Here is a 12,476-nt window from a genome sequence, read left to right as displayed (position 1 = left end):
GATATATGGAATTTAAAGATATTTATGAATTTATAAAAGACATTCTCAATTTTAAATTAATTGATACAGATAAAATAGATTTTACGTTAGGAACAATTTTGTTTTTGGTAATTTCATTAGTTTTAACTTCTATTTTGTTGAAATTAATACGAATATTTCTTACCAGAAAACTTCCATTACAAGATAAATTCAAATTTATTAGTTTCTTTAAGTTTGTTAGATACATAGTTTTTATTTTCGTAATTATTTTTACGCTCAGTATTAGTGGTGTCAATGTAAATGTATTGTTGACAGCTTCAGCGGCATTAATGGTTGGTTTAGGTTTTGCTTTGCAACAACTTTTTCAAGATATTATTTCTGGAGTTTTAATCATTATTGATAAATCTTTATTAGTTGGAGATATTGTCGAAATTGACGGCAAAGTAGGAAGAGTCATCCAAATTAAATTAAGAACAACTCGAGTTGAAACCAGAAATAGCCGAATAATGATTGTTCCAAATCATAAATTCATGCTAGATATTTTAATGAATTGGACACAAAATAATCCTGTGAACAGAGAAAATGTTTCGGTTGGAGTAGCTTATGGAAGTGATGTGGAACTAGTCAAAAAATTATTAGAACAATGTGTGCAATCAACGGATGGTGTTGTCAAAGAAAATGATGTTACCGTTCTTTTTGAAGATTTTGGAGACTCATCATTAAATTTTTCGGTTTATTTTTATGTTGAAAATGGAATCAATAGCCCAAAAATTCAAAGTGATATTCGTTTTAAAATTGATGCAGCTTTTAGGCAAAATAATGTTACGATTCCTTTCCCTCAAAGAGATTTACATTTTATTGAAAAATAGAAACACCAGGCTCGGGCTTTATTTAGTCATGTAATTCCTGCTGTCCATTCTATTTTTTTAGGGTTTTTCAAACCCTAAAAAAGATGCCATTCCCATCAGGGTTAGATAGGGAATTGTCTTGTTTTTTTTACTAACTTTGCCCATAACCATTTACCAATCAACAATATTTAAAATAGATGCCAAAAATACTTATCATAGAAGACGAAGCAACCATTAGAAGAGTACTTATCAAAATCCTTTCAGAAGAAAATGATAGTTATATTGTAGAAGAAGCAGAGGATGGTTTGCAAGGTGTAGAAAAGATAAAAAATGATGATTATGATTTGGTACTTTGCGACATCAAAATGCCAAAAATGGATGGTGTTGAGGTCTTAGAAGCTGTCAAAAAAATAAAACCTGAAATTCCAATGGTTATGATTTCTGGTCACGGTGATTTAGAAACAGCAGTCAATACAATGCGTTTGGGAGCTTTTGATTATATTTCAAAACCACCAGATTTAAACCGATTGTTAAATACAGTTCGAAATGCTTTAGACAGAAAACAACTTGTAGTTGAAAATAAAAACCTAAAGAAAAAAGTCAGCAAGAACTACCAAATGATTGGAAACAGTGACGAAATTAATCATATTAGAACTATGATTGATAAAGTGGCTCCAACAGATGCTAGAGTTTTAATTACGGGTCCAAACGGAACAGGAAAAGAATTAGTAGCTCATCAGTTACACGAAAAAAGTGAGCGTTCATCGGCTGCAATTATTGAAGTAAATTGTGCAGCGATTCCAAGTGAATTAATTGAAAGTGAATTATTTGGACATGTAAAAGGAGCATTTACATCAGCAGTAAAAGATAGAGCAGGAAAATTTGAAGCCGCTCACAAAGGAACCATTTTCTTAGATGAAATTGGAGATATGAGTTTACCAGCACAAGCCAAAGTTTTGCGTGCTTTACAAGAAAATTTAATTCAAAGAGTAGGAGCAGACAAAGATATCAAAGTAGATGTTAGAGTAATTGCTGCAACTAATAAAGATTTAAAAAAAGAAATAGAAGAAGGACGTTTCAGAGAAGATTTATACCATCGTTTAGCAGTAATTTTAATAAAAGTTCCAGCTTTGAATGATAGAAGAGACGATATTCCTGAATTGATTGAGCATTTTGCTAATAAAATCGCAGAAGAACAAGGAAATGCTGTAAAAAGCTTTTCAAAACAAGCTATCAAACTGTTACAGGAATACGATTGGACAGGAAATATTCGTGAGCTTAGAAATGTAGTAGAACGATTAATCATTCTAGGTGGAACAGAAATCTCTGAAACGGACGTAAAATTATTCGCAAGTAAATAAAATGGTAAAAGGTTATAGGTAATGGGCTATAGGTTAACCCATTACCAATTATCCATTACCCATTACCAAAAAAAATGAAATTAAAAAAAATAGATCAAGGACTTCAAAACGGTTTAATTCGAAATGGATTAACAGAAGCCAATGAGTTGCAACAAGAAACATTTTCTACTATTAAAAGTGGAGCAGATGTCGTTATCCAATCAAAAAAAGGATCTGGAAAAACTACAACTATTGTTTTGAATGTAATCCAAAAAATAGGTGATCAAAAAGAAGAATCTCCAAGAGCTTTAATTTTTGTGGAAGATAAACCGCAAGTTTTAGAAATGGTTGAATTATTCAAACAATTAGGAAAAGATAATGAAATCCGAGTTTACGGAGTTCACGATAAAACCGATTTAGACGAAGACAAAAATCAAATTTCAGACGGAATTGATGTTTTAGTTGGAACGGCAAATAAATTAAATGCTATGTTTTCTTCAGCTGGTTTCAACGTCAATCGCTTAAGAGTAATGATTGTTGATGATGCTGATAATTTGTTTAGAAACAGAATGGATTCTCCAATTCTAAGAATGTCAGACAGTATGCCAAAAATGCAAAAATTATTCTTTTGCAATCAAATAACAGAAAAAATAGAAATAATGGCTGATAGAATTATGATTGAGCCATTGTTCTTCGAATTTGACGAATAATTTGTAAGAAAACAGATTTTCGGACAAAAGATTTTCAGACAAGATAAATTTCTGCAAAGCCTTTTAAACTCATAACCTTTAACCTTTAACTTTTAAAAAAATGGCTTTAGTAAAAATATTTTCAGGAAGCGAAATTATCGCAATGGCTTTACAAAAAAAATTACAAGAAAATGAAATTGTTTGTATGGCAAAAAACAATTTACAATCAGCGAGAGTAGCTGGTTTTGGAAACACAGATTTAGCGGTAGAAATTTTCATCAATGAAGCTGATAAAGAAAAAGCAGAACCCATCATCGATGATTTTAAAATGAATTTGTAGCAATAAAAAAACCGTAAACTCTTAAGAATTTACGGTTTTTTTACTTTAAAGTAAGGTTTAGTTTTTAAATAAAACTTCTCCTTTAATGTCTACAATGTCCCAAGTTTTACTAACTCCATCAGGACCTTTATGTAAATCAAAACAAGCTTTGTTTATAGCTTCTAAAGCACCTTGAGCCCCAAAATCATTAAGATTTAAAGTCGTTTTCATACTAAATAAATTATTTTCATAAGTATATTCTAATGGAATTTGCTTTGTAACATCATTCATAGAAAGCGTCATAAATAATTGATTATCTCTAAAGTTTAAAATTCCAGACAATAATTCAGTGTTTTTCATAGCACCGAAAAAGATGTTTATTAATTTAGGATCTCTAGTACCAGTAGCATCATTAGAAAACAAACTGCTCACAGGAATTGAAAAAGCAACACCTTCTAAAACTTCTTCAGGTGTATTTCCAGTTTTTACATCTTTTAATTCAATTTCTTTAAAAGTTCCGTTAACGGCAAGTTTGTCACTTGTTTTAAAACCTGTCCACATCACTTTTGTAGAATCATTTACAATCGTTAAACCTTTAACTTCTTCTTTAGTTTCGATTGGAGTTTCAGTTTGCTCTTCTTTTTTACAACTTGTGAAAGTCATGAAAGTTAATCCTAAAATTAACAGGCTAATTTTTTTCATTTGTATTGGATTTTTGTATTGATTTTAAACTAACAACTAGTTTAATTATTAATTAATTCAAAGGTAATAAGAATTATGATAGTGTATAAAAACTCAACTGTTAATAAAAACTAAATTCACAAAAAAGGCAATCAGATTTGATTGCCTTTACTATTTTATGCGGTCTAAATTACAATTTAGCTTCCGTTTTCTTTACAATTTTTTCAATTCTTTTATCCAAATCACCCATTAATTCGTTTAAAGCACTTTCGCACATTGGTAGAATTTTCTCTGGTTTCATCACTGGAATACCTTTAACCATCACTCCAGTTTTTTTAGAATTTTCTCCTTCGCTAAAAGCAAATACTTTTTCTCCTTTTTTATTATAAAGTGCAATTCTAGTAGTTGCTCTCATTTTGATTGACATTGTTTTACCAACACCAAATCCTTTTTGAAAACTAAAGTCGATATAAACAAACATAACGCCATCAGCTTCATTTTCAAACATTTTTGCAACTGCAATTTCATTTGCTTGACCCATAAAACCTTCATAAATATATTTATAACCAGGGTATAATAAGTAATTTAAAGCATCGTAAGTGCTTAAATCATATTTAGGTTGGAAATCTTGATAAGCTTTATTTTCTGTAACTACACTTTCTGGTAATAATTCAAAAGGAAAACTTTTCGAATAATCATTAAAGAAATTTGTATGATAGGTTTCTAAAAGTGGAGTTAAATTAAAGTTAGGATCATTTCGCAAATCCAATAATTCTTTCATCATTTCCCCAGCAGGAATTTCTAAAGCAGAGTAATCTACCATTTTATTAGCATAAAAAGTTACTACAGCAACTTTCTTTTTTTGAGCTGTAACTGTTTGAGCTACTGTAAACAACATTACAACACAAATAATTGATTTTAATAATTTCATTTTTAAATATTTTAATTTTTGGTTGTAAATGTAGTATTTTTTTTTAATCAAAAAAGTTTTATTCAAAATATAAAAATTACAAATTTTTAAGGAAAAGTTTTTTCCTAAAAGTCACAATAGAAATAAATATTCCAAAAAGTCCAATGGTTGCAAAAGAATAACGAAGATTACTAATTTCTGCAATGTAACCGATTATTGGAGGTCCAATTAAAAAACCTAAAAAACTTATACTTGAAATAATTGTCAAAGCAGTTTCTGTGGCAACAGTGGTTAAATTTCCAGCTCTGTTAAATACAATAGGAACTACATTTGAAACTCCAAATCCAACCAACATAAAAGCAATCGTACAAGGGACTAAATAAGGAAATAGAACAGCAATATACAATCCAAAGGTTATCGTTATTCCACTAGCTATGATTATTTTTTGTGGACCATATTTTTGAACCAATATATCACTCAAAAATCTACCTGAAGCCATTGTAATCATAAAGCAAGTATATCCTAAAGCTACTAATGTTGCTGGAGCTTTTACAATTTCTTTAAAATAAACACCACTCCAATCGAACATAATTCCTTCACTTGCCATACAGCAGAAACTAATTACACCTAACCAAATTAATATTTTATCTGGAAATTGAAAAACAAATTTTTTGACTTTTTCTTTCACTTTTGCAATTTTGGTTTGCACCAAATATTTGGAATTCCATGCAACTAAAATTGCCACAAAAACAAAAGCAATAATAAAGTGTATCAAAGGAGAAAGTCCTAAATAAAGCATTAATAAGGAAACTAAAGCTCCAAAAAAACCAGCTAAACTCCAAGAACCGTGAAAGAATCCCATAACAGGTCTTTCATATAATTGTTGTGTTATGACTCCTTGCGTATTACTAGCAATGTTGCAGAAATTTCCAAATACTCCGAATAAAAACAAGCCTAAAGCTAAATGCCAACTCGTAGTAGCTAAACCTAAAAAAGTCAAGAATAACGCATAAAGTAAAGTTCCATAAATGGTAATAGTTCGACTTCCAAAACGAGAAACAACTTTACTAGAAAAAGGCATCGCAACTAATTGACCAATTGGTAAAAAGAATAAAATCGTACCTAAATCAGCTTCGCTAAGATGTAAAGTGTTTTTCAAATCTGGAATTCTACTAGCCCAAGTGGCAAAACAGAATCCTTTTCCAAAGAAAAACAAAGCCATAGCCATTTTAATGCGAAACAAATAATCACTTTTTAATTTTCTAAACGATTTTTTGATTTTCGCTTTGGGTAAAATTTTCGAGAGAAAACTATAATCAATTAATGGCATAAATTGTTTTTTGGAAATACAAAATTAGGATATTTATCACTTATAAATCAGTATTATACTTCAAATCTGTAAAGAATTATTCATTTCTCAATAAATTAAGAATCAAATTATAAACCTAGTTTTTTAAAGGATTATTTTTAGTTTTTTACAACTTGTCAAATACGTTAATTAACCTATATTTGCACCTTCAAAATTTTAGCGTTTTTTAGTCTTCTGACTACTAAATTCTAAATTCTAAATTTTCAAAAATGATTACAGTAAACGACGTAGCCGTAGAATTTGGTGGAACAACCCTTTTTAGTGAGGTCACTTTTGCCATTAATGAAACCGATAAAATTGCCCTAATGGGTAAAAATGGAGCAGGAAAATCTACGCTGCTTAAAATTGTTGCTGGTCAAAACAAACCTACTCGTGGAAATATTTCGGCTCCAAAAGAAGCTGTAATAGCCTATTTGCCTCAACATTTATTAGCAAACGATGATTGTACGGTTATGGAAGAAACGTCAAAAGCATTTGCAGAAGTTTTGGATATGAAAAAGGAAATTGACGAAATCAATGAGCAATTAACGATTCGTACTGATTATGAAAGTGATGGGTACATGAAATTAATTGAAAGAGTTTCGGAACTTTCAGAGAAATTTTATGCTATTGAAGAAGTCAATTATGAAGCAGAAGTTGAAAAAGTTTTAAAAGGTTTAGGTTTTGAACGAGCAGATTTTACACGTTTAACTTCTGAATTTTCTGGTGGTTGGAGAATGCGAATTGAATTGGCCAAAATCCTTTTAAAGAAACCCGATTTAATTCTTTTAGATGAGCCAACAAATCACTTGGATATGGATAGTATTCAGTGGTTGGAAGACTTTTTGGTGAATCAAGCGAAGGCTGTAATGGTAATTTCGCATGATAGAGCTTTTGTGGATAACATTACCAACAGAACGATTGAAGTTACGATGGGAAGAATTTATGACTACAAAGCCAAATATTCTCATTATTTAGAATTACGGAAAGAAAGAAGAGTGCATCAGCAAAAAGCGTATGATGAGCAACAAAAGTTTATTGCAGAAAATCAAGCCTTTATTGACAGGTTTCGTGGGACTTTTTCAAAAACAGAATCCGTTCAATCGCGTGTAAAGATGTTGGAAAAAATTGTTCCGATTGAAGTAGATGAAGTAGATAATTCAGCTTTGAAATTGAAATTTCCACCTTCAGTTCGTTCAGGACAATATCCAGTTGTGGTAAAAGATTTGTGTAAAAGTTATGGTGATAACGTAATATTCAAGGATGCCAATATTGTTATAGAAAGAGGTCAAAAAGTAGCTTTTGTTGGTAAAAATGGAGAAGGAAAATCAACGATGATTAAAGCCATCATGAAAGAAATCGAAATCAATAGCGGAAGTGTTGAAATTGGTCACAATGCTCAAATTGGTTATTTTGCTCAAAATCAAGCTTCTCTATTGGATGAAAATGCCACTATTTTTGAAACTATTGACCGAATTGCCGTTGGTGATGTTCGTACCCAAATCAAGAATATTTTAGGAGCCTTCATGTTTCAAGGAGACGATATTCAAAAGAAAGTCAAAGTGCTTTCTGGTGGAGAAAAAACGCGTTTAGCAATGATTAAATTATTGTTAGAACCTGTCAATTTATTGATTTTGGATGAGCCTTCTAATCACTTAGACATGAAAACCAAAGATATTATCAAAGATGCTTTACGCGATTTTGACGGTACTTTAATCTTAGTGTCTCACGATAGAGATTTCTTAGATGGTTTAGCTGAGAAGGTATTCGAATTTGGTAACCAAAGAGTAAAAGAACATTTTGAAGACCTAAAAGGTTTCTTAGAATACAAAAAAATGGATTCTTTGAAGGAAATTGAGAAGTAGTGTTCAGTGTTCAGTTTTTAGTTGGCAGTTGTCATGCAGAATTTAATATTAATAATTTTTAAAAAAGAAAATAAAAGTTCCAATAAAACTACCTAAGGAAATAAAAAAAAATCCTGATAGTGTTAATTTTTTTAAGTTGATTTTATTATTAAAATATTTATTAAGTATTAGATTTACAGTTATTAAAATAGATAAAAAGAATAATCCAAAAATTGTAAATCCTATGAACCTTAATAGGAATGACTTAAATAAATTGTCGAGTAATTTTTGAAAATTTTCTTCTGAACCAAGAAAAAAGAATGAACTAATAATTGTTATTAAAATAGCTAAAATTAGTATAAAAAATAAGTTTAAATATTTCATAATATGTAATTTATGGTTGTCAAGTTGAACTTGTTTTAGCATTTTTATTGTACGTTTAGCTATTTTATCAGTAAAAAACTAAACTACTTAAACTGATTTTTTAATGTTTTAGGTAAGGTTTTGTATATATCTTCAAACGAACAAATAATTGGTCCAGGTTTAGGTATTCTCTTGGTTTTTAATTTAGTTTCATTATGGTTTTGAAGCAAAGTATCAATTGTACTAACATTAAAATTTACTTCTTTTGGTAAATTCTTGTTGTTTGAAATGTCTAAATATTGAATGTTTTCATTCATGTGTAGATGTTCAATATTGTTATTTTTTAAAATAACTTTTTTTAAGTTTGATTTTTCATCATGATAACTGTAATTAAATGATTTTAGGCTATTATCTGATAAATCAATTGCTTCAAAATTGATCGTTGTATTGTTTAAATTCTTTTTTGCCTTTGTTCCAAAAAATGCCTTATTACTATAAAATACACTGAAATTTCTAAGGTTATTATGAGTGCATTTAAGTATTTTTAAATTTTGTGGTAATTTACTAAATGCAATAGTATCCAAATTGTTATGAGATAAATCTAGGCTTTCAATTAGAAGCTCCGATAAATCTGGAATGCTATCTAGTTTTTTATATGATAAGTCTAAATGCTTAATAGTATCAGTTTTGTTTAATTCAGAAATGACTTCCGTTACTGTTTTTTCTTTTTTTTCAGTAAATGGGACATCATTATTTTCTTCATTTTTACAAGAAAATAAAGTTAAAAATATAAGAAAAACTACATAACGCATATTTGAATTAGTTTTTAATCAGGACTTGAATTGCTATTTATCACCTTTTCAACATCTTTAAAATAAGATATAAGTTCAGCTTGTTGCGCTTCAGTTAAAACAGCTTCTTTATGAATGATCGTATAACTTGATAAAGGCATTTCTCCTTTTTCAATTAATTCATAACATTCTTCTAATTTATGCGCTTGCTTCTTTGGTGTATAGGTTCCAAATTCAGAAAAATTGAGATGTTCTTTTCCTTCTTCAATGTGATTTTTTACAAACCATCCAACAGGTTGAATATTAGTATACCATGGATAAACACTTTGGTTGGAATGACAATCATAGCAAGCCGCTTTTATGGTTGAAGCAATTTCAGTAGGAGTTTCATGTATTTTTAGAAAATCTTGATTGGCATCAAATTCAGGATTGGTTTTATCAATTTGGAAAAACTGTAAGATTACTAAAACAACTAATAGGGCAACTAGAACTTTTTTCATAAGAATTGGTTTTTAATAAAGATTAAAAATACTACTTTTTTTTGACTGAACACTAATTACTGAATACTGAACACTAATTTTTCTTCCATTTTTCATAACCTAAAATTCCTTTTCGAATTTCTTTTTGCCAATTGCTTCCAAATTCTTTATTCAGTTGATCAAATACTTGTGCATTAAGCTTCTCATATTTTTCCATATTGATTGGAGCTAAACAACCAAAATCATGAAACTTAATATTGTGTTTTTTAGCAAATTCTAAATCTTCATTTGTAAGTACAGAAGCAATTCCTCCTAGAATATAAATAGTTGAAGCTTCTTTTATTTTAACTTCAGTATAAATTTTTTCTTGGGCTGAAGCACTTATTCCTATAAGTAGGATTAGAAAGGTATAAACTAAATTTTTCATATTAATTGTTTTTGTGATTACTGCAAACGAAATTTTACCAACGATATTTTTCACTCTTCCAAATTCTATCAAAGACAATAGTTAAAGGCGACATGAAAAGTAAAACCCAAACAGGTGCAGCATAAAAATGATTAAAAGTCGTTAAATAGAAAGCAACACTTGCTAATATAATCGCAAAAATAATTCTAGCTTTTTGATTGTTAGGAGTTGTCATTGGATCTGTTATCATAAAAAATGTAAATAACATTAAAGTTCCGTTCGTCATTTGATGCGTCCACAAATCAATTGGCCAACCCAAATATAAGATATTTCGAATGAATAATAAACCTCCAAATGTTCCGATGAAAGTTAAGGCAATATCAATTCGGGCAACTTTTTTAATAACTAAAAAGCCAAGTGAACCAACTATAAATAAATAGATAATATTGCTTCCCCATTGTCCAGGAGAAATCCAAGCATGATGTGTAAATAAAATAGTTCCTACAACACCAATATTAGCTGGATTGAAAACGTGTTTGTTTTTGTATTTGATTAAAAATTTGGATCCAATCGCAATAAAAGTAGCAAATAAAACCCATTCTAAAGCATCCACTTTGAGCAATAATGATAATCCCAATGAAGTAATTAATGCACTTTTCCAAGAAGCATAATTCTTATTTGTAAAGTGCGTAAATACCAATTGAAAGAATAAACATGAAGTTATAGTTAATCCAATTTGAAACAAATATTCTTTTGGAAAATCATTGGCAAACAAAACCATAACCAAGAAGCTTCCCAAAAATAGAATTTGAAAATGTCGAGCATCACTTAGTAATGATAATGTACTAGTTTTAGGAAGTTCTATGGCTTTAGTTTTCATAATTTTAGAATAAGAAGTTTTTGATAACAGCTAATTTTGGTAAAAGTGTTTTTCTTTTATAAATCAAGAAAGAAATCAATGCTAAACTTGTTAACAGCAACAAGCTTGGAAGAGTTTTGTTAGGTTTGTTTCCTTTTGAAAAGAAAAATAATCCTCCTTTTTTAGCTTCACTTTTTGTGGTTTTATAGCCTAATTTGGCTCTAATTTCATTCGTGTAATCCTCATAATTATCAATATCCCAATTGGTTAAATTGGCCAATGTTTCCAATTCATTTTCTCTTCGGTTTAAAACGTCATTGTAGTATCTTCTTCCTTCTGAACAACTTTGCATATCTACATTTACACTGTGTTGCATGATGTATCTTCCTTGAAAGGATTGTTGGTCCATAGTTTCTTGAAATTGCAAATCCATTGGGAAGTTTTCTCTGTCATAACGCACATGCAAACGCGTGAAGAATAAATTTCCTTCATAATCACTGCCTTGCCAACCTTGTGGTGTTCTGTAATTGGCAAAGAAAACTCCAGCGTCTTTTAATTCAGCATAGCTTGGTGGAGTAGTGGAACATGGATCACATTTTTGATAATTGTGTGAACTCAAATCCCAAGCATATTCGGTGAAAACAGCATTTCTGCCATATTTTTTATATTGTTTGGTAAATAAATCTTTGTAAAACTCCTGAAAGTTTGGACGCATAAAGGTTGGAATATTCTTATCCGTTGGAATTTTTACAGTTCTATAATTGGTACTTTCCACTCTTCCGTTTTTGGTGAAAGCATAGATGATTAAATCTTGTGGACCATTAGCATTGGCCATTCCTAAACGAATAGGTAGCATAAATTTTTCGCTTTCAAATGAGATTTGGATTGGACTCAACTCTTCTCGACCTAATTTTTTCATTTCAACTAAATTGACTTTCACTACAAAAAAGTTCATTTTTGATTTGATGTAAGGTTCCAAAACTTCTTCGGCTTTAGCTGGAATTTTATACTCATTTTGAAGTAACCAAGTTTTTAAACCAGCTGATTCTTTAGCTGATAAAATAAGAATGTCATATTCACCAACAGTGTATTTTGCTTCGATGGTTACGCCCAATTCTTTTTCTTTTTTTACCATCATTGCGTTGGATTTGATAGAAACACTTTCAGCCATAACCATATCGTCATATCTGTATTTTGGTTGACAAGGATGTTCGTCATAATATTCTACTAATCTTGGTTCTGAATATTGATTCAGTTTATTGAAAATGTCTTTTTTTACGACTTTGATGTCATTTTCTTTTAGTACTGTTGGAACAGGAATTACAATGGCAAAATCTTTCACATCACCTTTGAAGTCACTATTCATGGTAACTGTGTTTTTATTTCCATCTCGCACAAGAATTACTTCTGAGGCTTGATTGAAAATTTTGGAGTTACCTGTTGAAACATAAAATCCACAGAACGATTGTAGTATTGGTAACATTGTAAATGCTATCAAAATAAGGATTACTTTCTTTTTCATGATTTATTTTATTTAATTTTTGTCATGCTGAACTCGTTTCAGCATCTTTTTAGTTAAAATTTGACTGAGTTTATCTTGGCTAACACGATTATGTGTTT

The 12,476-nt window shown here is 29.9% G+C and carries 13 protein-coding genes; 5 read left to right on the top strand and 8 right to left on the bottom strand.

The genetic code is table 11. The annotated features are described in order from the left end of the window. The first annotated feature begins 5 nt into the window (after window positions 1–5). The 4 genes from AABJ49_RS12300 (at window position 6) to AABJ49_RS12285 (ending at window position 3,196) form a co-directional block, all read left to right on the top strand. Window positions 6–848, top strand: coding sequence for a mechanosensitive ion channel domain-containing protein (locus AABJ49_RS12300; protein WP_338378578.1), 843 nt, complete (start codon window positions 6–8; stop codon window positions 846–848). A gap of 176 nt (window positions 849–1,024) precedes the next feature. Then, window positions 1,025–2,188, top strand: a complete 1,164-nt coding sequence (locus tag AABJ49_RS12295; RefSeq protein ID WP_338378577.1) for a sigma-54 dependent transcriptional regulator — start codon at window positions 1,025–1,027, stop codon at window positions 2,186–2,188. 74 nt (window positions 2,189–2,262) lie between these two features. Further along, on the top strand, window positions 2,263–2,877 hold the full coding sequence (locus tag AABJ49_RS12290) for a DEAD/DEAH box helicase (RefSeq protein WP_338378576.1): 615 nt from the start codon (window positions 2,263–2,265) through the stop codon (window positions 2,875–2,877). Between the two features lie 100 nt (window positions 2,878–2,977). Then, window positions 2,978–3,196: a DUF2007 domain-containing protein gene (locus tag AABJ49_RS12285; protein ID WP_338378575.1), complete on the top strand. Its 219-nt coding sequence runs from the start codon at window positions 2,978–2,980 to the stop codon at window positions 3,194–3,196. A gap of 57 nt (window positions 3,197–3,253) precedes the next feature. On the opposite strand, the gene AABJ49_RS12280 is transcribed toward AABJ49_RS12285, so the two are convergent. The 3 genes from AABJ49_RS12280 to AABJ49_RS12270 all read right to left on the bottom strand — a co-directional run bounded on the left by AABJ49_RS12280 (window position 3,254) and on the right by AABJ49_RS12270 (window position 6,096). Further along, window positions 3,254–3,877 (bottom strand): YceI family protein, encoded by a 624-nt coding sequence (locus AABJ49_RS12280; protein WP_338378574.1) that lies wholly within the window; start codon window positions 3,875–3,877, stop codon window positions 3,254–3,256. 169 nt (window positions 3,878–4,046) lie between these two features. Continuing rightward, a complete protein-coding gene (locus AABJ49_RS12275) occupies window positions 4,047–4,787 on the bottom strand; it encodes a hypothetical protein (protein ID WP_338378573.1) in 741 nt (246 codons plus the stop codon). A gap of 76 nt (window positions 4,788–4,863) precedes the next feature. After that, a complete protein-coding gene (locus AABJ49_RS12270) occupies window positions 4,864–6,096 on the bottom strand; it encodes an MFS transporter (RefSeq protein ID WP_338378572.1) in 1,233 nt (410 codons plus the stop codon). A gap of 248 nt (window positions 6,097–6,344) precedes the next feature. Between AABJ49_RS12270 and AABJ49_RS12265 the strand changes: the two genes are divergently transcribed. Beyond that, window positions 6,345–7,979 carry an ABC-F family ATP-binding cassette domain-containing protein gene (locus AABJ49_RS12265; RefSeq protein ID WP_338378571.1) on the top strand — a complete coding sequence of 545 codons (1,635 nt, stop codon included), beginning with the start codon at window positions 6,345–6,347 and terminating at the stop codon, window positions 7,977–7,979. A gap of 446 nt (window positions 7,980–8,425) precedes the next feature. Here AABJ49_RS12265 and AABJ49_RS12260 read toward each other — a convergent pair whose 3' ends face one another. From AABJ49_RS12260 to AABJ49_RS12240, 5 genes are all read right to left on the bottom strand, one after another. Then, a complete protein-coding gene (locus AABJ49_RS12260) occupies window positions 8,426–9,133 on the bottom strand; it encodes a hypothetical protein (protein WP_338378570.1) in 708 nt (235 codons plus the stop codon). A gap of 14 nt (window positions 9,134–9,147) precedes the next feature. After that, window positions 9,148–9,612, bottom strand: a complete 465-nt coding sequence (locus AABJ49_RS12255; RefSeq protein ID WP_338378569.1) for a heme-binding domain-containing protein — start codon at window positions 9,610–9,612, stop codon at window positions 9,148–9,150. A 73-nt stretch (window positions 9,613–9,685) separates the two neighbouring features. Continuing rightward, window positions 9,686–10,018: a hypothetical protein gene (locus tag AABJ49_RS12250; protein ID WP_338378568.1), complete on the bottom strand. Its 333-nt coding sequence runs from the start codon at window positions 10,016–10,018 to the stop codon at window positions 9,686–9,688. 34 nt (window positions 10,019–10,052) lie between these two features. Beyond that, window positions 10,053–10,877 (bottom strand): RnfABCDGE type electron transport complex subunit D, encoded by an 825-nt coding sequence (locus AABJ49_RS12245; protein WP_338378567.1) that lies wholly within the window; start codon window positions 10,875–10,877, stop codon window positions 10,053–10,055. A gap of 4 nt (window positions 10,878–10,881) precedes the next feature. Beyond that, window positions 10,882–12,378: a DUF2330 domain-containing protein gene (locus tag AABJ49_RS12240; protein ID WP_338378566.1), complete on the bottom strand. Its 1,497-nt coding sequence runs from the start codon at window positions 12,376–12,378 to the stop codon at window positions 10,882–10,884. Window positions 12,379–12,476 lie beyond the last annotated feature (98 nt).

Origin of the sequence: uncultured Flavobacterium sp., from assembly GCF_963922255.1 — a bacterium.
Taxonomy (GTDB): Bacteria; Bacteroidota; Bacteroidia; order Flavobacteriales; family Flavobacteriaceae; genus Flavobacterium.
This window is presented reverse-complemented; position numbering and strand designations above follow the sequence as displayed.